The following is a 23,707-nucleotide window of genomic DNA, read 5'->3' as shown; positions in this document are numbered from 1 at the left end:
CCCCTCCTAAAATTACTCATCTATTTTTGAACTTCTTCTTCATAATCACAGTTGGAGCACACAACTTGACTACTTTTACCTTTTTTCTTATTCACAAGGTAATGATGACACTTAGGACAATCTCTTCCAACAGGCTTATCCCAAGAAATAAAATCACATTCCGGATATCTAGAACAACCATAGAAAATTCTATTTTTCTTTGATTTACGTTCTACGACATCTCCTTCATTACATTTTGGACACGTGACACCAATCGTTTTGACAATTGCTTTTGTGTTACGACAGTCTGGAAAGTTTGAACATGCCATAAACTTACCATATCTTCCCATTTTAATTACCATTGGAGAACCACAGACTTCACAATCTTCACCTGCTGGCTCGTCTTTAATCTCAATCTTTTCCATTTCAGATTCGGCGCGCTCAACATCTTGTTTAAAACTGTTGTAGAAATCTCCTATTACTTTACGCCAATTCATGTCACCTTCAGCAATTTTATCAAGTAATGTTTCCATGTTTACAGTGAATTCTACATCAATAATTTCTGGGAAGTATTCTTTAACTTGCTCATAAACAATTTCTCCTAATTCAGTTGGAATGAAGCGTTTACTTTCTAACTTGACGTAGTTCCGCTTTTGAATCGTATCAATAGTAGGAGCATATGTTGAAGGTCTTCCAATTTTAAGTTCCTCGAGTGTTTTAACTAAACGTGCCTCGGTATAACGAGGAGGAGGTTGTGTAAAGTGTTGTGCCGGTTCAATCTTTGTCGCAGTCACCTTATCTCCTTTATCAAGTTGAGGAAGCTTATTTTCTTTATCATTCTCTTTATCATCTTTTGCCTCTACATATAGTGTCATAAAACCTTTAAATTTAATAGTTTGACCATTAGCTCTAAATTTAATGTCGTTTTGAGTTACATCTAAAGCTACCGTATCCAAAATAGCTGGAGCCATCTGACTTGCTACAAATCTCTCCCAAATTAATTTGTATAGACGGTGTTGATCTCTAGTAAGAAAAGCTTTCATATCATCAGGCGTTCGCATTGTACTAGTAGGTCTAATAGCTTCGTGAGCATCTTGATCACCTTGTTTACCCGATGATTTACGCTGAGACACGTACTGTTCACCATATTTATCAGTAATATATTGCTGCGCTTCTGATTTTGCAGAAGTTGAGATACGAGTAGAATCAGTACGCATATACGTGATTAAACCTACTGTACCTTGACGCTTTAAGTCAATACCTTCATATAATTGTTGCGCTAGCATCATTGTCTTACGTGCTTTAAAATTTAATTTACGTGCAGCTTCTTGTTGTAAGGTTGATGTAGTAAATGGATGAGCAGGATAACGCGTTTTTTCTTTACGATTCACATTGGTGATTTCAAATTGATCACCATTTAATGCTTCAGTAATCTTTTGAACATCGTCTTTGTTATTTAGCTTATAAGGTTTATTTTTATAGTGTAGAAATTTAGCTGTAAACTTAGATTTCTTGTATCTAAATTCACCTTCAATAGACCAATACTCTTCAGGTTTAAAATTACGAATTTCATTTTCACGGTCAATGACTAAACGTAAAGCAACTGACTGAACTCTCCCAGCAGACAGCCCTTTTTTAACTTTCTTCCATAATACTGGAGAAATATTATAACCAACGAGTCTATCTAAAATACGACGTGCTTGTTGCGCGTCAACTAAATCCATTTCAATACCACGAGGATGCTTAAAACTATCTTTAACAGCATCTTTTGTAATTTCATTAAATACTACTCTATTTTCTTTGCTATCTTCTAATTCTAAAATTTTTGATAAATGCCAAGCAATCGCTTCACCTTCACGGTCAGGGTCACTAGCTAAAAATATCTTTTTGGCTTTTTTCGCATGTTTTTTTAAATCTTTAACTACAGGACCTTTGCCACGAATTGTAATATATTTTGGTTCATAGTTATCTTCAGTGTCGACACCCATTTGACTTCTTGGTAAGTCACGAACATGTCCCATTGAAGCAATAACTTTATATCTTTTGCCTAAATATTTTTCAATGGTTTTAGCTTTTGCAGGCGATTCAACAATGACTAAATTATCTGCCAAAGTTTATTCCCCCTTGCAAATTTAATTACTAAAGATAAATGATAAACGGTTATTTTTGTATTTGTCAACGTTTTAATTTTTAATTTCCAATTTTGTAAGAATTGTTATTATTTTTGATTCATTAAACTTTAACTAAATTAAAGGATATAAATAATTAATTCAGAAAGTAAATCTATCATTTACTAAAATAGATAATCAATTAAGATACTACTTTCATCTATAACAACTTGAGCACCTTCATTTATCCTTCGTAAATTACCTTTAGTCATTTTGTTGAACATTGAACCAGGTAGAACATAAACATTTCTATTTTGCTCTAAAGCACAATCAATAGTAATTTGACTACCACTTCTTTCTTCAGCCTCAGTTATAAGAACCCCTCTAGACAGACCACTTATAAGTCTGTTTCTTTCAGGAAATTTATACTTATTTATGGGAGAAAATGGTGGATATTCACTTATCACTAAGCCATTTCTTTCAACTTTAGTTCTTAAATTTAAGGTTGCTTTAGGATAATGATAACAATGTCCAAATCCAAGTACGCCAATAGTTGGTAAAAAGTATTTAAGTGCGGTTTGATGTGCTACACTATCTGCGCCACGCGCTAATCCAGAAACAATCGCCATATTTAATTGTCTAAATGAAGGAAAAAGATAGTTTAAAGATTGACTTGTATATTGTGTGGCATTACGTGAGCCAATTACAGCTAGAGAGTGAGAATGATTAAAGAACTGTGGATTTCCTTTGTAGAATATCACATAAGGATAATCATACATTTCTTTGCAAAGAGAAGGGTAGTTATCATCGAAGTATGTCGTAAAACTAACATTTGCTTTTTTCATTTCTTTAATAATGTCCATCAGCTTTAATTTTTTGAAACGTTCATATTTGTTCCATAGTCTTTCAGAATTACGCTCTGTAAGCCACCTTTTTATCATGTCATGTTGATGAAATACGTTTTCTGATAGAAAGCCGGGATATTTACGTGTAAGATGATGAAGTTGTGCTGTAGTGAAATTTGCCCAATATAGTTTTAACATCGTATGTTGTATCAATTATCATTACTCCTTTGTTTATATTATACCTTCAAATCCAAATTTTTTAGTTTACTGTTTAAAGACATTTAATTTTTAAATATCATGTATTTGTAAGGAGTAATTTAATGATAAGGGTTTAACGTGTCATAGTATAATGTAAAATTGTCGAATTTCATGTTTCTACTATTATATGTATCAATGTATCAAAAAAGATAACTAATTTTTAAAATAAAACCATACTGATACTTAATCCGTTATTTTGATTTTTATTTAAATCAACCTACCTGGTTCCTCACCAAATTCTCTGCACTAGAATTTTCTGTTCCCATATTTATATTTTCAATTGAAATATCTATCAAAAATTAAACTATTCTTCTATTTAAGTATTCAACAAATGATGATACACCTATATGGGATGGAATACTTACCAACATATGTATATATCTTTGCTTCAATTATTTTACAATTTTCCACTCACATCATTGACACAAGGGATTTCCTATCCCTTATTTCTTTTCCATATATCACTAGCCTACTATATCTGGGCTCAAAAACAATGTGCTACTTACAATTTCATTATGTATGTGCTAAACTGTTTGTGTCGGATGACATTAAAAAGCACCTCTTCGTGTTGAATATTTTGGTTGGCTGACCGATGTATATTCTAGCATGTAGAGATGCTTTTTTTAGATAAAGGTAAAACTTTTGTGAATCATACGCATAACGTATGGTGTTCTTTATACAAAAAAACAACGAACCTGAACAAGGTTTAATGTTCAAGGTTCGTTGAAATCAATACTAATATATATTATTTTTTAATAGTTAATAACTCTTCATAAATGCCTGCTTTTTTAGCTGCATCAATAAGGGTTGTTCCTATTTCAGAAGGTGTATCTGCAGTTTCAACACCACAATCGTTTAATGTTTTAATCTTTTCAGATGCTGTACCCTTACCTCCTGAAATAATAGCTCCAGCATGACCCATACGTTTACCTGGAGGCGCTGTCTGACCGCCGATAAAACCTACTACAGGTTTGTTCATATTTTCTTTAATCCATTGTGCCGCTTCTTCTTCTGCAGTACCACCAATTTCTCCAATCATTACTACGGCTTTAGTTTCAGAATCTTCATTGAATGCCTTTAAAACATCAATAAAGTTAGTCCCATTTACTGGATCACCGCCGATACCTACAGCAGTTGTTTGACCGATACCTTCTTCAGTTAATTGATGCACTGCCTCATACGTTAATGTACCAGAACGAGACACGACACCGACATGACCTTTTTTATGGATATATCCCGGCATAATACCAATTTTACACTCATCGGCAGTTATCACACCAGGACAGTTTGGTCCGACTAAACGTGTTTTACGACCTTGTAAATATCTTTTTACTTTAACCATATCAACAACAGGTATATGTTCAGTAATACAAATAACCATGTCTAAATCGGCATCAGCTGCTTCAATAATTGAATCAGCAGCGAATGGTGCTGGTACGTATACAACAGATACATTAGCTCCTGTTTCATTTTTAGCTTCTTCAACAGTGTTATATACTGGAACACCTTCTACAACTTGTCCACCTTTACCAGGCGTTACCCCTGCGACAATTTGTGTCCCATAATCAAGCATTTGTTTTGTATGGAAAAGGGCAGTAGACCCTGTGATACCTTGTACCATTACTTTCGTATTTTTATCAATAAATACACTCATCTTAGTGCTCCCATCCTTTCCTTATGCTTCTTTAACAAGTTTAACAATTTTTTGAGCACCTTCAGCCATAGTTGCCGCTGGCTCAATAGCTAAACCTGATTCGTTTAATATTGCTTTACCACGTTCTACATTAGTTCCTTCTAAACGAACAACTAATGGTAATGTTAGTTCAACTTCTTTAACCGCTGCTACAATACCTTCGGCAATAACATCACATTTCATAATTCCACCAAAAATATTTACAAAGATACCTTTAACATTGTCATCACCTAAAATAATTTTAAATGCTTCAGTTACCTTTTCTTTTGTAGCACCGCCACCTACATCTAAGAAGTTAGCTGGATTTCCACCAAAATGATTAATTGTATCCATTGTTGCCATGGCTAAACCTGCGCCATTAACCATACAACCAATATCTCCATCTAAAGCGATGTATGATAAATCATATTTAGAAGCTTCTATTTCCTTAGGATCTTCTTCTTCTAAATCTCGTAATTCTAAAATATCTTTATGTCTAAATAATGCATTATCATCAAAATTTAATTTAGCATCTAAAGCCAATACTTGACCGTCTCCAGTTGTAACAAGTGGGTTGATTTCAACAATAGAACAATCTTTTTCGATAAAGACATTATATAGTGCGAGTAAAAATTTAGTTGCTTTTCCAACTGATTCTTTTGGAATGTTAATATTAAAAGCGATACGTCGCGCTTGGTAAGGTGATAATCCTACTACTGGATCAATTGTTTCTTTGAAAATCTTTTCAGGTGTTTGAGCTGCAACCTCTTCAATTTCAGTTCCACCTTCTTCTGATGCCATCAAAGTCACTTTATCAGTAGCACGATCAATAACAAAACCAACATAATATTCTTTTTGGATATCGCATCCTTCTTCAATATATAAACGTTTAACCTCTTTGCCCTCTGGCCCAGTTTGATGTGTGACCAATTGTTTACCTAGCAGTTCATTTGCGTATGTTTCGACTTCAGATAATGATTTAGCAATTTTCACGCCGCCTGCTTTACCTCTACCCCCAGCGTGAATTTGCGCTTTAACCACATATACGTCTGAATTTAATTCTTTCGCTTTTTCCACTGCTTCTTCAGCAGTAAATGCTACTCGTCCCTCTGGAACTGCAACGCCCATTGAACGAAATATTTCTTTCCCTTGATACTCGTGGATATTCATCTTCCATCCTCCTGTTTCTTAGGTTAAGTTGCCCTTTAATTATAAAAAATGTAAGCGCTATTGTAAACTGATTGACAGTATTTATTGCAATTTAAGCAAAATTCAAATTATTTCATCATTGATTTAATCGGTTCAAATGATTGACGATGTTCATTGATAAAGCCCACTCGATCAATAGCCTCTAAATGTTGCTTAGTTCCATAGCCAGCATTTTTATCAAAACCATAGTCTGGAAACTGTTTAGATAGTTGTCTCATATATTGATCACGATATTCTTTAGCCATGATACTTGCTGCTGCGATAGATACACTTTTAGCATCACCTTTAATAATTGAAGTTTGTGGGATATCAATATCTAGTGTCATTGCGTCTATTAATAAATGCGTAGGTGTAACATCTAAGTGATTTATAGCACGTAGCATTGCTAATTGAGTTGCCCGATAAATGTTCAATTCATCTATTTCAACTGAGGACGCTATGCCATATGCATATTGATAGACATTTTCTTTTAAATTTTGATTAAGTCGTGCTCTATTTTTGGGAGATACTTTTTTAGAGTCATCTAAACCAATATAATGATGATTCTTCTCTAAGATGACTGCACAAGCCACAACTGGTCCAGCCAAGGGCCCACGCCCTACCTCATCAATTCCACAAATTAATGCATCCCTATTAGATGACATAATATTGTTTTCGTATTGATTCATGGATAAATAGTGCTCTTCTAATGCTTGTTGCTTAAGAATATTTTTTTCCCTAGACTTAATCGCATTTATAACACCTTTACGTGAATCATTATTTGCTTCATGTTTATGTAACTCTTCCAACGTTTCAATTTGAGATAGTTTTTCTTTAATTTCTTTAATTGTTAGAGACATACTATCATTCACTCTTCATTTCTTTTAAAATATCAAAACAATAAGTTCCAATTTTGGCATTTCTCATATCATTGATAATCAACTCAATGACAGATTCATAATCTACTTCATTTCCTTTTTGTAACAATCCTCTTCTTCTTCCAATCGCATCAAACCAATCGAGTATCTCAGCGTCTTCATGTGTATCAATATTATAATGTTTCTTTAAAGCGGAAACATCATGCTTAATCATAAAATTCAAACCATAAATAGCTACCTCATCTAAATGCACAATACTATCCTTAATTGCACCAGTTAAACTTAATTTTTTACCGACCTCTTCATCTTCGAATTTAGGCCATAAAATACCTGGTGTATCAAGTAATTGAAGAGACTTCCCAACTTTAATCCATTGTTGCTGTTTTGTTACTCCTGGTTTATTTCCAGTTTCGGCGATACTACGTTTTGCTAACTTATTTATTAGTGTTGATTTTCCAACATTAGGAATGCCTAGAATCATAGCTCTTATCGCTCTAGGTTTTAAACCTTTAGCTTTTTCACGATCAAATTTTTCTTGAGTTGCTTTTATAGCTTCAACTTCAACATTTTTAAGATTCTTGCCATGTTTTGCATCTACAGCCACCGGATAAAAACCTTCATCTTTAAAATAAGTTTCCCACTTTTCTAATTCTTTTAAATTCGTCATATCTTTTTTATTTAAAATTACTACTCGAGGTTTTTGTTTAATGACATCATCAATCATAGGGTTTCTCGAACTGTATGGAATACGTGCATCGACGAGTTCAAAAACTACATCTACCTTTTTCAGTTGTTCACTAACTTGTCTTTTGGCTTTAGCCATATGACCTGGATACCATTGTATCGCCATGAGTCATCATCCTATTCTTATTATTTTCTTAAACTTTTATCTATAACTTCATAATTATACTTTATAATAGCTAACCCAACCACTTTAAGTTTAACATGTGCATCATTTGGGATAAAAACCATTCTTCAATTCATAACAAATCTACGATGACCATTTGTAAACTTATTCAAAACTATTAAAATCAATTAACTTTATTAAATTACATTAAATTTAATGTAAATAGATTTAAATAATGCCACTAATACTTTCATTCATTGCCACAATAACCTACAATTTGACTAAACTAAAAAATTTTCAGCTCAATATGATGCGTTTTAGGAGAAATAAATGAGAAGAAAAGCATGTTTCATTATATTATTAATTACATTATCATTAATTGGTCATAGTTATATTATTTTTCGTTTCCATCATGATGGTATTCTTTCAACTGGCCCAAATGATGGTATGGAACAGATGATTCCTATTCAAATGTATCTTTATCATCAATGGACTCAAGGAAACTTATTTTATTCAACACATTTGGGTCTTGGTGGAGATTTTTTCACTGACTTAAGTTATTATTTTTCAACAAATTTAATATTTATTTTAAATGTCCCTATCATCAAATTATGTGAAATATTCTTTTCATTGAACACTAATCAAATTCTTCTTTGGATGTACAATGCGCTAATTGTTTCAATTATTAAGGCAACTATTGCTCTGTTTTGCACTTATTTATTTAGTTATTATATTTCTAAAAATAAAATAATCAGTTTATTGATTTCATTTATTTTTGTTATGTCACCTTTGTACTTTAGATTTACAATTTACTGGCCATTCTTTAGTGATACTTTCATTTGGTTACCACTCTTATTATTAGGGATTGAACGTTTATTAAGGGATTTTAAAGTAGGTTTATTTATACTAACTGTAAGTCTAATTCTAATTAATAACTTTTATTTTGCATATTATTTCCTCATTATTGGTATAGGTTATACCTTGATTAGAATTATTTACAGACATCCTAAAGATAGTTTAACTCGTTGGCAAGCTTCTCTTACAATTATATGTAGTGCGCTACTCGCTTTAGGAAATAGTATGTTTGTGTTCTTTCATGGTGTTCAAAGTTTTCTTAATAATCGTCGACAATCATTTACAGGACAAGTAAAATGGATTGAACATTTAAGTAAAGACACTAATATATTTTTCGATAATTACTTGATTGTTGTGTTATTTTTATCTATTCAAGCTCTTTTGACAATCAAATTATATAAACATTTTTATTATAAATTATTTGCATTGTTATTATTGGCAACAATTATTTTTGCATTTCTCCCATTTGTTGACCAACTATTTAATGGGTTTTCAGCACCTCAAAAACGATGGCATTTTATCTTAGCCTTTAATAGTTCAATTTTAATTGGGTTATTTGTAAAGTATTTTAAAACAATTCGTCCAAAGACCTATATATATACTAATCTGATAGCTCAAAGTGTCATCTACATAAGTTCAATTAGTTACCATACTTTTTTACCTTGGATCTCTTTAGTTCCAGTTGTGTCAGTGATTGGGCTATTAATTTTATTAATAAAAGAGAAAAAAGTACGTTATTATCTTACTCACATTTATAGTATTTCGATCGCTGCTCTCAGCCTTATGATTACTTTCGTATTCATAAAAAATCAAATTTTCTTTCAAGATCATATTAATCGTGCGAACAAGCGATACATTAATTCAAGTTTATATAGCTCGGCTATGCAAAGATCTTTAGTAAAAGAAATGAAACAAACTAAGAATGACGATCAACGAATAAATTGGCGTGTCGATGAACAAGATAATACCCCTATGTATCAAAATTTTAAAGGACTTAGTATTTACTCTAGTATATTTCATCACAATATTCTCGATTTCTATTACGATGCGTTAAAAATTAATTTAGCTGAAGAATCTGTCAGTCGATACCAGTCTACGAATGCTCGCCAAAATATCGAGAGTCTGTTTTCAGTAAAATATTTAATGATGAAAGACTATCAAAATTTTATTCCATCTTATTTTAAAAAAGTTAAGTCACGCGGACAATATATTATTTATAAAAATCAACTTCTACTACCAAGTGTAAAAGTAACACAAAACATTTATAATCATAAAAGTTTAAAAAAGCCTATAGATAGGGAGCATGCAATGATTAATGGTGCTATTGTGACATCCAAAGGTGAATCATACCACTCAAAAGTTAAAAATTTATTAGACCAAACACGTGTGTCAACACAAAATATAACACGATATTCAAACAATGAACTAATCGTTAATAAAGAGAGCGGAATAATCAAATTACATTTACCTAAAAATATAAGAGACAAATACAAAGATTTTTATCTCACTATGAATATTGAACGAGGTGAACCTGACAGTAATTACACAGTGAGCATCAATCAATATCATAATCATCGTCTATACAACGATTCTATATATCGCACGGGAATAAGCAAGGTGCTTTATCGATGTTTACCAGACAAAAATGGTGACATTACGATTCAATTATCACCAAATGGTAAGTTCAATTTGGAACTGTTAGAATTAAACGGTGAAAATTATGATACGCTAAAACAAGCACACCATCATGCTAACTTTAATATGTGTTATAAAGATATAAAAAACGGGGTAAAAGTTAACTTAGATCATCATTCTAAGGGACTTGCAGTTATTAATATTCCGTATCGTAAAGGTATGCGTGCATACGTGGATGACCGACAAGTCAATATCAAAAAGGTAAATTATATGATGACAGGTGTCCCAGTTAACAAAAATGATAAAACAATTGTGATTCAATATCGACCACCTTTTCTAAAAACGATGTTTTCTATCTCAATATTTAGTATAGTGTTGAGTATTGTATTCATTAGATTAAAGGATATAAGGAAAAGAAAGATGAGGACTCGCCATGATTAAAAATATATGGAATAAACCTATGAAACGTTTTACACTAATCGTTTTACTTAGTTGCATATTGTCATTTATTCTATATGGCCCTTTTCTCTATCAATTTATAACTAAAGGTATTGTATTTAGTGGTAGTGGAGATGGCTTCAGACAAATGATGCCTTTTCAAATGTATCTTTATGAACACTTTACATCATTAAAAGGGTTTTATGATGCTTCATTTGGGTTGGGAGGCGACTATGTAAAATCACTGGCATATTATTATTCACTCTCTCCATTGATGTGGATTAACTTCTCCATGATATGGATATTGGAACAAACTATCAATGTGAATCCTCATGACATCAGCTTTTGGCCAATAAACCAATTAATCATGGCATATGTGCGCACTGTAATCACATTTATTTTTTCATTTTATTTATTTAATTATTTGCGACTTAAACCTGCACCAATGTTTATAGCAACTATATTATATGGTATGTCTACTGTTGTTACATATTATAATTTTACTTGGTCATTTTACGGAAATCTTTTAATTATGTTACCTATGTCAATTTGGGCTATAGAAAGATTCTTTAAAGAACGTAAAATAGGATGGTTTATTTTCGCGATTGCTTATACGTTATTCTCAAACTTTTATTTTAGTTACTATGAAGCAATTGTCATTGGTTTCTATTTTATTTATCGAGTCGCTATTCCTCATGAGACAGATATCGTGAATCGTTGGCAGAAATTTTACATACTCGTATGTGCCACTTTGTTAAGTGTATTAGTAAGTATTTACGGACTATATACTGGTGTATCTTCTTTTTTAGATAATGACCGAGCGCAAAATCCTAATTTCAAAATTACTTTTTTCACAAATTTATTTGAAACCAATTATAATATTTTTGCTAATGGCTTTTACATTACAATTTCTTTTATTGCTATCATTGCATTATTTTGTTTTAAATTATATCAACACTATTATTATAAATTGTTCGCAATTGCAACTTGGATCTTACTCATCGGTTCTTTTTTTCAATGGTTTGATAGTGCATTTAACGGCTTTTCATTGCCCCAAAGACGTTGGGTTTACTTCTTAGCATTATCAACAAGTGTATTAATTGCATTGTTTATACAACATTTAAGTGAAATATCAATTAAAGAATATACCTTTGTTGCTATACCAGTATTCATATACGGTTTCGTATTTATCACACTGTCTGAAAGATCAGTAAAGTGGATGTTTGTTGCATTGATTTTAATCATAGTGTTGTTTATATTTATTAAATATAAATCGTTGTTAACCCGTACTTCAATGATGGTATTACTCGTTGTCTTATTTTTAGCTCAACAAGTCTTAATGACTAATGATTCTAGAAAAATTACTATCGAACCTTATCAAACGACTATCAAAACAATTAATGATTCAAGCTATAGAAGTCCTGTCCTAAATAAAAAAATTAAGTATATGCATCAAAGCTCTACAAATCCATTGAAAAGATTAGATTATTTTTCATACTATGCATTAAACTCACCTATGATATATCACTACAACGGAACATCATTGTATTCTAGTATTTTCGATGGAGATATATTGAAATACTATGACAAGACGTTACAAATTAATATGCCTGTAGATAAAAATAGTACTTATCGATATTTAAATAATCGTGCAAACTTAATGTCTCTTTGGGATGTTCAAGATCGATTACGACATCCTGATGATTTAAATATGCCTTATGGTTTTAAAAAGAAAGAACTTATAACTGATAAAAAAGATCAATGGATTCATTCTGTTAATACAATAAATTATCCTAGTGCACACGTTACTAATAAAATTTATGATCCAAAAACACTAAAATCTCCCCTTGATAGAGAGCAAGCTATGCTTAAAGGTGTCGTAATGAATCATAAATCCCAAGCCAATACTGATTTTAAACCTAATACTAATTTACTTTCTAATGCAAAACAAAACTTAAATCATGCGAATTGGATTGATAGTAAACATTTAAAAGTTAAACAGAATAATGGTGGCGTCACTCTCAATTTACCACGCAATATAGTTAAAAATTATAAAGATATGTATATTGAAATGGATGTTGAATTACTATCTCCTGACAAAGAACATAAAGTAGGAGTTAATGAATATTCACAAGAAAGAAACCGTTTATCATACAAATATCGTCGTTTTGTTTCGCCAGTGACGATGCGTGTTAAAGCTTCAAATCAACTTAACATCAAGATGTCAAAAGGAGTTTATCGTTTTAAAGTAAAAGGAATTTATGGTGAAAACTATCAAACATTAAAAAAAGCTTCTCAACAGCTCCAGCCAGTTAAAGTAAAAAAAGAAAGAAATGGTTTCACAATTATTAAAAAGAAAAAGGAACACGGTTATCTCGTCTTGCCAATGGTATATGCTAAAGGAATGCATGCAATGGCAAATGGAAAGCCTCTAAAGGTTCAACAAGGAAACGGTATTATGACTACTATTCCTGTAAAAGAGGGACAAACAAAGATAAAATTAAGTTATACCCCTCCTTATTTTTATTTATTAATCACTGTCAGTTGTATTGGAATCATTTTGAGCATTCTTTTCACTCATTACGTAAAAAGAAAATAAATTAATTATTAATGATTTTCATAACTAAATAGTTTTAATAAAATAAAAAAGCTTTCAAACTCTGATAAAACAGAAGTTTGAAAGCTTTTTCATTGTGGCACATCTTAAGCAATATGTTGAAATTGCCAACTATAGTGCTTATAGACTGGCCTTTTATAAATTGTCGAATATACTGATTAGCGAATTTCTTGAATTCTAGCAGCTTTACCACGTAAACTACGTAGGTAATATAATTTAGCACGACGTACTTTACCACGACGTTTAACTTCAATTTTTTCGATTTTAGGCGTGTGTAATGGGAAAGTTCTTTCCACACCTACACCAGAAGAAATTTTACGAACTGTGAAAGTTTCTGAAATTCCTCCACCACGGCGTTTAATTACAACACCTTCGAAAACTTGGATACGTTCGCGAGAACCTTCAACGATTCTTACGTGTACACGTAAAGTGTCTCCTGAACGGAAAGTAGGTAAATCAGTACGTAATTGTGATTTAGTTACTGCTTCGATTAACTTATGATTACTCATTATAAATTCTCTCCTTCAACCTATGTTCTTGCCTAGACAAAAGTATAGCAGCGGATCATAGTGATTATTAGTGGTTTTTCACACTTGAATTATAATAGCATAACGTTAATCATTTTTCAATTTCTTTTTATAGGTTTCTAAAATTTCTCTATCTTTTTCAGTTAATGGATATTGTTCTAATAAATCTGGTCGCTTTTCATAAGTACGAATGAGCTTTTGCTCATGTCTCCACTGATCAATGTGCGCATGATTGCCAGATAATAATACTTCAGGTACGCTCATATTTTTATATTCACGAGGACGTGTATATTGAGGAAATTCTAACAATCCATCTGAAAATGAATCATCTTGATGTGATGCTTGATTACCTAAGACGCCTGGAATAAGCCTCACTATTGCATCCGTCATCGTCATTGCTGGTAACTCTCCACCAGTTAGGACATAATCACCCATTGATATTTCGTCAGTTACAAGATGCTTACGTATGCGCTCATCATATCCTTCATAGTGTCCGCAAATAAAGACAATATGTTTTGCTTCACTTAATTCTTGTGCAATCTCTTGAGTAAAGGGACGGCCTTGTGGACACATAAGTATCACTCGAGTATGTTCATTACGATTTATGTCTTCCATAGCATTAAAAACAGGTTCAGGCTTTAATACCATACCTTGGCCACCACCAAATGGGTAATCATCAACTTGATTATGCTTATTAATAGAATAATCTCGGAAATTGATAGTATTAACATTGATGATTCCCTTATCTTGCGCACGTTTTAGTATTGAGTGGTTTAAAACACCTTCAAACATTTCAGGAAATAGCGTTAAATAATCTATCTTCATTAATCTAACAATCCTTCCATCGGTGTAATTTTAATCGTTTTATTTTCTATATCAATATCCTTCACAACATCTTCAATATAAGGAATGAGATACTCTTTTTCACCTTTCACAATCCAAACGTCATTAGCACCTGTTTCAAAAATATTAATCACCCGGCCAATTGGCGTATCATCATCTTTAAAAACTGTACAACCAATTATATCCGAATAATAATATTCATGCTCTCCTAATTCTATATCTTGGTGATCACGTTCTTGATAAATATAATCACCTTTCAAATGTTCAATATCATTTATGTTGTTGATTCCTTCAAACCTTAACATGTGAAACCCTTTATGTATACGATAAGAATCGACCGTATAAACAATTTCAGTATTATTATGTTTTACAAGTAATTGTTCACCAGGTTGAAATCGTGTTTCAGTAAAATCAGAGTTGGATTTCACCTTTACTTCCCCTTTAATACCATGGGTATTGACTATTTGTCCAACCTCTACTTCCATATATGACCCTCCTTCTAAATAAAGTTTATTAAACTGAATCAAATATATATTAACACGTATGTATGTAACAAATAAATATGATTAAAAAAGGACGCCATATTGGCGTCCCACAAAAACATGAGCTAATTATTTAGCATTCTTTTGTTCATCAAATTTTTTCAAAATACCTTCTCTAGATAAGATATTGTGAACTGTATCAGTTGGTTTAGCACCGTCGTGTAACCATTTTAAAGCTAATTCTTCGTCGATTTTAACTTCTGGTGCATTAACGTGTGCTGGATTGTAAGTACCTAATTGCTCAATGATACGACCATCACGCGGTGAACGTGCATCTGCAACTACGATACGATAGAATGGGTTTCTTTTAGAACCTAAACGAGTTAAACGAATTTTAACTGCCATTTAAATTACTCTCCTTTATGTGTTTATTATTTTATTTTCTACAAGAATAAATAATAACAGTTACACAAATTTTTGTAAAGACTTTTTTCTTTACCAAAAGTAGATTTACGAAGTAAATCGTACTTTTGGTTATGCATGAGCTTTAGCTCAAGCGTTCCACTGCTCTTTTACGAAGTAAATCGTACTTTTGGTTATGCATGTGCTTTAGATCAAGCGTTTCTGTTAATTTTGTTAACAATCCTTATTAAGGTTCAAAAAAATCAAGCATCGAAGACACTCTCAAGTTTCGATGCTTGATTTCATAAATTAAAACGGTAAGTTCATACCCTTTAACATATTTTGCATTTGGTTTCGTTTAGCTTTTTTACCTTTACCGCCACCAGTAAATTGTTTCATCATTTTCTTCATATCATTAAATTGTTTCATTAGTCGATTAACTTCTTGTAAAGATCGGCCGGATCCTTTTGCAATACGTTTTTTACGCGATACATTTAATGTTTCAGGGTTTGAACGCTCTTTAGGTGTCATAGATTGTATAATCGCTTTAATATGATCAATTTGTTTATCACTCATATTAAGCTTATCTAAACCTTTCATTTTATTCATACCAGGAATCATTTTCATTATATCATCTAAAGGACCTAAATTCTTAACTTGATCTAACTGTTCTAAGAAATCATCTAATGTAAATGATGACTCTCGCATCTTCTTCTCTAGATCTTTAGCCTTTTCTTGATCTACATCTTGTTGCGCTTTTTCAATGAGACTTAAAACATCACCCATACCTAAAATACGCGAAGCCATTCGTTCAGGGTGGAATAATTCTAAACCATCCAATTTCTCACTCATACCTACAAATTTAATAGGTTTTTGGGTAACGGAACGGATTGAAAGTGCTGCACCACCACGTGTATCACCATCTAATTTAGTCAATGTTACACCTGAAACATCTAATTGTTCATCAAATGATTGTGCCACATTCACAGCATCTTGACCTGTCATTGCATCAACAACAAGCATAATTTCATCTGGTTTAGAAATTTCTTTAACTTCTTGAAGCTCATTCATAAGTGTTTCATCAATATGCAAACGACCAGCTGTATCAATGATAACGAAATCTAGATGTTCTTCTTTAGCATGTTTTAAAGCATTTTCAACAATTTGTTGTGGTGATACTTGATCACCTTCACTATACACAGGGATATCAATTTGTTTACCTACTGTTTGTAATTGATCAATAGCAGCTGGACGATAAATATCTCCTGCCACAAGTAAAGGTTTCTTGTTATATTTTTTACGCATTAATAATGCCAACTTACCTGCTGTCGTCGTTTTACCTGCACCTTGTAAGCCTACCATCATAACAACAGTTGGTGGTTTGTTTGCCATCTTAATGGATGTATTTTCTCCACCCATTAAGCTAGTAAGTTCTTCTTGTACGATTTTAATAACCTGTTGGCCAGGTGTTAAAGATTGCATGACATCAGAACCTAGCGCACGTTCTGAAACAGTCTTAACAAATTCCTTAACAACTTTGAAGTTAACATCGGCTTCCAATAACGCTAATCTCACTTCACGCATCATCGTTTTAATGTCTGCTTCTGTTACTTTCCCTTTACCACGCATTTTTTGCATCGTGGCTTGTAAGCGATCGGATAATCCTTCAAATGCCATAACGTTTGCCCTCCTTTATTATAATGATCACTACTCTAATTCTTCTAATTGAGTGATATATTGTTTAAGCAACTCAGGTTGATTAAGTGATTGTTTCATTAAGTTATATAATTCACGACGTTTCTCGAATCTTTGGTATAGTCGTAATTTTGATTCATAATCTTCTACTAAATCGCCAGTTCTTCTTATATTATCATAAACTGCTTGTCTACTCACTTCAAATGTATCAGCAATTTCACTTAAAGAATAATCTTGTAAATAAAATAATTCGAGATAATTTTTCTGTTTATTTGTAAGCAAACTTTGATAAAAATCAAATAGATAATTCATACGCAATGTTTTAACTAAATCATTTTGTCCCATTTTAGTTACCTTCTTCAGATTCAACGGATGAATTTCTAGAGATTTCTTCAGGAATATCTTCATTTTGTTCTATCATATCAGCAAATAATCCATATACATAGCTTTCAGGATTAAACGGTTGTAAGTCATCCATTTTTTCACCTAAACCAACATATTTAACTGGAATGTGTAACTCATTTCGAATTGCTAATACAATACCCCCTTTAGCAGTACCGTCTAATTTAGTTAAAACTATACCTGAGACATTTGTAACTTCCTTAAATGAACGTGCTTGTGAAAGTGCATTTTGACCAGTTGTTGCATCTAAGCATAATAAAGCTTCATGGGGGGCATCAGGTATTGCTCGATTAATCACACGTTTCATTTTATCTAACTCTTGCATTAAATTAGATTTATTTTGCAAGCGTCCTGCAGTGTCACAAATTAAAATATCTACGTCTTTATTTTTTGCTGCATTAATCGCATCATATACTACTGCTGCAGGGTCAGAACCTTCGTTTTGACTCACAACTTCAACGCCAACACGTTCTCCCCAGACGTTTAATTGTTGAATTGCTCCAGCTCTAAAAGTATCACCAGCAGCTAACATTACTTTTTTACCTTCTTGTTGATAACGATAAGCTAATTTACCAATTGTTGTTGTTTTGCCGACACCATTCACACCAACCATCAGTATGACATTTAAACGTCCATCTTCAATATTCATTGCTTCAGAATGATCGTCCTCTTGATGATAGATTTCTACAATCTTCTCAACTATAACCTCTCTTAAGTCTTCTGTTTCTTGTATATTACGTCTTTGTGCTTCTGTACGTAGCTCATCAGTTAATTTCATAACAGTATTAAAACCAACGTCCGCAGTAATAAGCATTTCTTCCAGAGCTTCGAAGAAATCTTCGTCAACTTTTCTATATCGAGCAATTAAATTATTTAACTGTTCTTGGAAGTTTTGACGTGATTTTTCCAAACCGGCCTTGAATTTTGCTCCAATTTTTTGAGCTTCTATTTCTTCAAAATCTTCAATCGATATCAAGCCATCTTCGTCAAAATCAGCTTCACTTAATTTTTTAGGTTTCTTTTTGGGTTTAACTTGTTCATCAGAATCATTCGGATCCATTGAATCTGAATCACTGTTAACATTTGAATCTACAGATTCATCCAGGTCTTTTTGAATATCATCTTCATTTTTACTAGAAAATTTATCTTTCAGACGTTTAAAAAAACTCATGCTTGTTCCTCCTTCATAACCTCATCTATTGTATTTAGGTTGACGCTAACTAACTTAGAAACACCAGACTCTTGCATTGTTACACCATATAAACGATCAGAAAACTCCATCGTTCCCTTCCGGTGTGTAATTACAATGAATTGTGTTTCCGTAGATAATTCATTTAAATATTGAGCATATCGTATCACATTAGCTTCATCTAATGCCGCTTCTACTTCATCTAGTATAACAAAAGGTGCTGATCGAACTTTGAGAATGGCGAACAATAGCGCTATAGCACTTAAAGCACGTTCACCACCGCTTAATAATGAAAGATGTTGTAATTTCTTTCCTGGCGGTTGCACGATGATATCAACGCCAGCAGACAAATAGTCATCTTCAGTTAAACGAAGTTCTGCTTGTCCACCACCAAATAATTGCTTAAACACTGTCGTAAAATGATCTTGAACTGCATGAAATGTTGTTTTAAAACGTCCTTCTACTTCTTTATCCATTTCATGAATGATTTGTTCTAAGGTTTCTTTTGCTTCTCTTAAATCTGTTCGTTGCTCATTTAAAAATGTGTATCGCTCATTCAACTCTTCAAATTGTTCTATTGCATTTAAATTTACAGGACCTAATTCATCGATCGACATCTTCGTTAATTTTACTTTTTTACGCAAATTGTCAATAGTTTCATCAGAATCATATTCCATTCTTGCACGTTCTACTGTGAGTTGATACGTGTCATTTAAATGATCTATTGCATGATTAATTAATACATCTAGCTTTGATTGTTTTGCTTTAATATCTTGATAATGATTTTCTATAGAAAGTATATCTTGATGACATTTTTGAAGCTGACCTTCATTCATTTCGATTTTCTCATTAAAATCTTTACGTTGCTGTTTAATCTCACTAAGTTGTTGATTTAAATTTTGTCTTACATTTTCTTGTTGCTGAATTTGCTCTTTCAACTTTTCAAAAGCATCTTCACCCATCATTTCATCTGAATTAAACAATTTGATTTTTTCATTTACTTCAAGTTTTTGACGTTCTGAATCGCTAAGTTGTTTATCTAAACGTTCGTGTACTTGCTTTTGCGATTTAATTCTCTCTTTAACAACAGCTAAATCAGATTGTTTTTGATGTAGTTGCTGTTGTGTTTGATGTGTCGAAGCTTTTCCCTCTTTTGATAATTGTGTATATCTTTCAATATCATTTTCTAGTTGCTTCAATTGTTGTTGTATCTCAGTTAAATGATTTTGCTTTTCTTTTAAAGTTTCTTTACTTTTATCACTTTGATATCCATCATTTTTTTCAAATTCGAACTCTTCATGTTCATTTTTAAGATGTGCTTCTTGTGTTTTTAGTCTATCTAGTTCTAATTCGTGATGATGTACTTGTTCTTTTAAATTGTTGTACTGCTGACTTGCACTAAAATATTGTTCACTTAATTGTTCAGCTTGTGTTTTTTGTTCTTTAAACTGACGTTCAAATTCTGCTGTTTGTCGTTGATAATCTTCAAGTTGATTTCGCATTGTTGATAATTCATCTTTTTGTGACAATATACTTTTTGTTTTACGTGCTCCTCCTCCTGTCATGGAACCACCCGGATTTACAACATCACCTTCTAAAGTTACTATTCTTGTCCGATATCGAATGGCACGTGCAAGTTCATTTGCATGTTTTAAATTTTCTACAATGATGGTATTACCTAATAAATTTTCAATGATGTTTTGATATTTAGCAGATACATTTATAGCATCAGATGCAATATTAATAAATCCTTGTGAACTACGAGCTACATCTTTAATCTCAGCAGCTACATGTCTTGGTTGAATCACGTTTAATGGTAAAAAAGTAGCACGACCTAGACCTCTTTGCTTCAAGTACTGGATTGCTTGACGACCGTCTTTTTCATTATCAACAATAACGTGCTGTAACGATGCACCTAAGGCTGTTTCAATTGCTTGCGTCATTTCTGAAGGAACGTTAATTACTTCTGCAACCGCACCATGAATCCCTCTTAGTTCTTTATCTTTTGCTTTCAAAATGTGCTTTACACCATTAAAGAAATACGTGTAATCTTCCTCTTGAGTAGCTAAACTATCAATTCTTGATTTTAACTTTTCATTATAACGATAGGCTTGATATAGTTTATTTTCATATTCAGAAAGAAGTCTTTTAGAATCTGTCAACTGTCGTTCTAATTGTTGAATATTTTGTTCTACTTTTTGCATAGATTTCTTAGAACTTTGATATGCCTTGTTTGTTTGAGTAATATTTTGTTGAATGTCCTTAAGTTGATTGAAAGCCTCTACTAAACGCGAATCTAATCGTGATTTTTTTGCTTCATTTTCATTGATTGTATGTTCTAAAAATCTTATATCATTATTAACATCTGATTGTTCTGACATCAATGTATAATAACTATTTTTAATTTCTTCCAGTTTTTCGTCGTGTTGTTCATCAGATACATAAAGAAGTGACTCTAATTCTTGAACTTCCTTGTTTAATTGCTTTTGCTTATTTTTCAAATCGGCTAATAATTTTTCATTTTGAGCTTTTTCATTTTTAATAGAATCAATTTGTGATTCTAAATTATCTAATTCTTCCTCATATCTTGCATTTGTTTCTGATTGGTTTTTCTTTCGTTCTTCTAATACATTTAGCTTACCTGATAATTGCTCATAATTCTCAGTTGCTTTAACTAATTCATAATTTAACTTTTCAATGTCATAATCGTTTTGTTGGCGTTTACCTTTATATCGTTGTAGTAACTGATTGATTTGAGCTTGTTGACCTTCTTTCTCAGCCTGTTGACTCTTTAGGTGATTTAAACGCTCATCTAATCGTTGATTATCTTCGGTATAATGATCAATGTCAGATACTGTAACGATGACATCACTTTGCTCCATTTCTTTAGATAATTGCTTATATTCTTTAGCAATGGCCGCCTCTTCTTTTAACGGTTCCACTCGTCCCTCTAAATCATATAAGATATCTTCGACCCGATTAAGATTATCTTCAGTATGGTCAAGTTTTTGAATCGATTCAGCTTTACGCTTTTTATATTTAAGTACTCCAGCAGATTCTTCAATAATTTGTCGACGATTGATTGGTTTTGCATTCAATATTTCATCTACTCGTCCTTGAGAAATAATACTAAATGCTTCCTTTCCAAGTCCTGAATCGAGAAATAAATCTATAATATCCTTTAACCGTGCACGATCATTATTTAAATAATATTCACTCTCACCACTTCGATAGAGACGGCGTGTGACAACTAATTCCTCAGAATCAATTTGTAATTTTTGTGAATGATTATCTAATTTAAGTTTTACTTCAGCAAAATTTTGAGCTTTTCTATGTTCAGCACCTGAAAAAATGATATCTTCCATTTTAGCACCACGTAGTGATTTGGCAGATTGTTCACCTAGTACCCATTTAATTGCATCAGTAATATTACTTTTACCACTTCCATTAGGACCAACAATAGCTGTCACACCTTTATCAAATTGAACATTGGTATGGTCGGCAAAAGATTTAAATCCTATGGCATCAATTGATTTTAAATAAACCATTGTATTCTCCTTATCACAGTCGTGTTGAGTTGATAAGCTTGGGGCTATATTAACAATTATTCAAAATTATCAATATAGATTGAAGCTTTATATGATGATCAATCATAGATTATCATATTTTTATAATTATAATGATTTTTTATTTTTCATTAGTTTATACGCTTGTTCTGCTGCCTTTTGTTCGGATTCCTTCTTTGTCTTTCCTTTACCCTCTGCAACTGCTTTATTTTCTAAAATCACTTCCGATGTAAATAGTCTATGATGTGCGGGACCCTCTTCTTTAATTAATTGGTATGTCACATCTCCTTTATTTTGGCTATGCACATATTCTTGAAATTGTGTTTTAAAGTCTACGACACCAACGAGCTCGTCATCTTCTACATACGGAAAGATAACTTTTTCAGCAAATGTCCATACTGTGTCTAAACCTTGATCTAAATATAGTGCACCTACAAAAGCTTCAAAAGCATCTGAAATAAGGGAAGGTCTTGTTCTGCCTCCTGTCTTCTCTTCACCTTTACCTAATAAAATCAGTTCGTTTAATTTAATTTTATTCGCAAATATCACAAGTGAAGGTTCACAAACAATTGTTGCGCGCATCTTTGTCAAATTACCTTCTGGTAAATGAGGATGTCTGTCAAAAAGATAGCGTGAAACCGTCAATTCTAATACCGCATCACCTAAAAATTCTAAACGTTCGTTATGTTCTAAACGATTCATATTAAAGTCATTAATAAAACTTGAATGAGAGAAAGCTTGTTGATATAAATCAATATTTTTAAAATGTAATCCTAACGACTTCATTTTATCAGTAAATTTTTGTTGAAAATCATGTACCATTTCTTTCTTTTTCTGGTTAGCCACAACCTAACCTCCTAACTATAAAGTTTAAAAGCTTAATTTAATTTTACGTGAAAACAGACTAAAACTAAAGAAAAAATCTGAGCCGACGAGAAGACGACTCAGATATTAATCATTTTATTTTTCAAGGCTATTGATGTATTTAACAGCATCACCAACAGTGTTGATTTTTTCTGCTTCTTCATCAGGAATTTCAGTACCAAATTCGTCTTCTAATTCCATTACTAATTCAGCGATATCAAGTGAGTCAGCGCCTAAATCATCTTTGAATGATGCGTCTTCAGTTACCTTGTCAGCATCTACGCCTAAACGATCAACGATGATGTCTTTTACTTTATCGAAGTTTTCCACGTCGCTTCACCTCCTTTTAAAGAGTCTTTTGATAGACTATTTTATTTTCCCATTTTACTTTCTAAAATACAAGTAGAATTTTAGAAA

General features: G+C 32.2%; 18 protein-coding genes and 2 pseudogenes. 2 read left to right on the top strand and 18 right to left on the bottom strand.

Annotation, left to right across the window (positions count from 1 at the left end):
* Positions 1 to 20 precede the first annotated feature (20 nt).
* From topA to ylqF, 8 genes and pseudogenes are all read right to left on the bottom strand, one after another.
* Positions 21 to 2,090: a type I DNA topoisomerase gene (gene topA / locus ACVBFA_RS05655; RefSeq protein WP_002446285.1), complete on the bottom strand. Its 2,070-nt coding sequence runs from the start codon at positions 2,088 to 2,090 to the stop codon at positions 21 to 23.
* A gap of 182 nt (positions 2,091 to 2,272) precedes the next feature.
* Positions 2,273 to 3,145 carry a DNA-processing protein DprA gene (dprA, locus tag ACVBFA_RS05650; protein WP_126122454.1) on the bottom strand — a complete coding sequence of 291 codons (873 nt, stop codon included), beginning with the start codon at positions 3,143 to 3,145 and terminating at the stop codon, positions 2,273 to 2,275.
* A 324-nt stretch (positions 3,146 to 3,469) separates the two neighbouring features.
* A pseudogene (locus tag ACVBFA_RS05645) lies at positions 3,470 to 3,570 on the bottom strand (IS200/IS605 family transposase); the annotation flags it as partial.
* Positions 3,571 to 3,627: 57 nt separating this feature from the next.
* A pseudogene (locus tag ACVBFA_RS05640) lies at positions 3,628 to 3,739 on the bottom strand (IS200/IS605 family transposase); the annotation flags it as partial.
* A gap of 196 nt (positions 3,740 to 3,935) precedes the next feature.
* Positions 3,936 to 4,844, bottom strand: coding sequence for a succinate--CoA ligase subunit alpha (gene sucD, locus ACVBFA_RS05635; protein ID WP_002446283.1), 909 nt, complete (start codon positions 4,842 to 4,844; stop codon positions 3,936 to 3,938).
* Positions 4,845 to 4,865: 21 nt separating this feature from the next.
* Positions 4,866 to 6,032 (bottom strand): ADP-forming succinate--CoA ligase subunit beta, encoded by a 1,167-nt coding sequence (gene sucC / locus ACVBFA_RS05630; RefSeq protein ID WP_002439496.1) that lies wholly within the window; start codon positions 6,030 to 6,032, stop codon positions 4,866 to 4,868.
* 107 nt (positions 6,033 to 6,139) lie between these two features.
* Positions 6,140 to 6,910 carry a ribonuclease HII gene (locus ACVBFA_RS05625; protein WP_002489955.1) on the bottom strand — a complete coding sequence of 257 codons (771 nt, stop codon included), beginning with the start codon at positions 6,908 to 6,910 and terminating at the stop codon, positions 6,140 to 6,142.
* A 4-nt stretch (positions 6,911 to 6,914) separates the two neighbouring features.
* Entirely contained in the window at positions 6,915 to 7,778 is an 864-nt protein-coding gene (gene ylqF, locus ACVBFA_RS05620; protein WP_002491374.1) for a ribosome biogenesis GTPase YlqF, read from the bottom strand.
* 327 nt (positions 7,779 to 8,105) lie between these two features.
* Here ylqF and ACVBFA_RS05615 point away from each other — a divergent pair, with 327 nt between their 5' ends.
* Positions 8,106 to 10,706, top strand: coding sequence for a YfhO family protein (locus tag ACVBFA_RS05615; protein WP_447158794.1), 2,601 nt, complete (start codon positions 8,106 to 8,108; stop codon positions 10,704 to 10,706).
* Positions 10,699 to 13,302 carry a YfhO family protein gene (locus ACVBFA_RS05610; protein WP_126122456.1) on the top strand — a complete coding sequence of 868 codons (2,604 nt, stop codon included), beginning with the start codon at positions 10,699 to 10,701 and terminating at the stop codon, positions 13,300 to 13,302. The genes ACVBFA_RS05615 and ACVBFA_RS05610 overlap by 8 nt, the downstream gene beginning before the upstream one ends.
* 176 nt (positions 13,303 to 13,478) lie before the next feature.
* On the opposite strand, the gene rplS is transcribed toward ACVBFA_RS05610, so the two are convergent.
* The 10 genes from rplS to ACVBFA_RS05560 form a co-directional block, all read right to left on the bottom strand.
* On the bottom strand, positions 13,479 to 13,829 hold the full coding sequence (rplS, locus tag ACVBFA_RS05605) for a 50S ribosomal protein L19 (protein WP_002436293.1): 351 nt from the start codon (positions 13,827 to 13,829) through the stop codon (positions 13,479 to 13,481).
* 105 nt (positions 13,830 to 13,934) lie between these two features.
* Positions 13,935 to 14,672 carry a tRNA (guanosine(37)-N1)-methyltransferase TrmD gene (gene trmD / locus ACVBFA_RS05600; RefSeq protein ID WP_002446277.1) on the bottom strand — a complete coding sequence of 246 codons (738 nt, stop codon included), beginning with the start codon at positions 14,670 to 14,672 and terminating at the stop codon, positions 13,935 to 13,937.
* Entirely contained in the window at positions 14,672 to 15,175 is a 504-nt protein-coding gene (gene rimM, locus ACVBFA_RS05595) for a ribosome maturation factor RimM (RefSeq protein ID WP_002446276.1), read from the bottom strand. The genes trmD and rimM overlap by 1 nt, the downstream gene beginning before the upstream one ends.
* A gap of 126 nt (positions 15,176 to 15,301) precedes the next feature.
* Positions 15,302 to 15,577 carry a 30S ribosomal protein S16 gene (gene rpsP / locus ACVBFA_RS05590; RefSeq protein WP_002439483.1) on the bottom strand — a complete coding sequence of 92 codons (276 nt, stop codon included), beginning with the start codon at positions 15,575 to 15,577 and terminating at the stop codon, positions 15,302 to 15,304.
* Positions 15,578 to 15,883: 306 nt separating this feature from the next.
* The gene (ffh, locus tag ACVBFA_RS05585) at positions 15,884 to 17,251 is read right to left on the bottom strand and encodes a signal recognition particle protein (protein ID WP_002446275.1); all 1,368 of its coding nucleotides are present in this window, start codon (positions 17,249 to 17,251) and stop codon (positions 15,884 to 15,886) included.
* A gap of 30 nt (positions 17,252 to 17,281) precedes the next feature.
* Positions 17,282 to 17,614, bottom strand: coding sequence for a putative DNA-binding protein (locus tag ACVBFA_RS05580; RefSeq protein WP_002457379.1), 333 nt, complete (start codon positions 17,612 to 17,614; stop codon positions 17,282 to 17,284).
* 1 nt (position 17,615) lies between these two features.
* On the bottom strand, positions 17,616 to 18,842 hold the full coding sequence (gene ftsY / locus ACVBFA_RS05575; RefSeq protein WP_002496451.1) for a signal recognition particle-docking protein FtsY: 1,227 nt from the start codon (positions 18,840 to 18,842) through the stop codon (positions 17,616 to 17,618).
* On the bottom strand, positions 18,839 to 22,408 hold the full coding sequence (gene smc / locus ACVBFA_RS05570; RefSeq protein WP_070592390.1) for a chromosome segregation protein SMC: 3,570 nt from the start codon (positions 22,406 to 22,408) through the stop codon (positions 18,839 to 18,841). The genes ftsY and smc overlap by 4 nt, the downstream gene beginning before the upstream one ends.
* 126 nt (positions 22,409 to 22,534) lie before the next feature.
* Positions 22,535 to 23,272 carry a ribonuclease III gene (rnc, locus tag ACVBFA_RS05565; protein WP_002446271.1) on the bottom strand — a complete coding sequence of 246 codons (738 nt, stop codon included), beginning with the start codon at positions 23,270 to 23,272 and terminating at the stop codon, positions 22,535 to 22,537.
* A 114-nt stretch (positions 23,273 to 23,386) separates the two neighbouring features.
* A complete protein-coding gene (locus ACVBFA_RS05560; protein WP_001830184.1) occupies positions 23,387 to 23,620 on the bottom strand; it encodes an acyl carrier protein in 234 nt (77 codons plus the stop codon).
* Positions 23,621 to 23,707: the final 87 nt, after the last annotated feature.

The organism is Staphylococcus sp. MSU001 (genome assembly GCF_052976705.1).
This window is presented reverse-complemented; position numbering and strand designations above follow the sequence as displayed.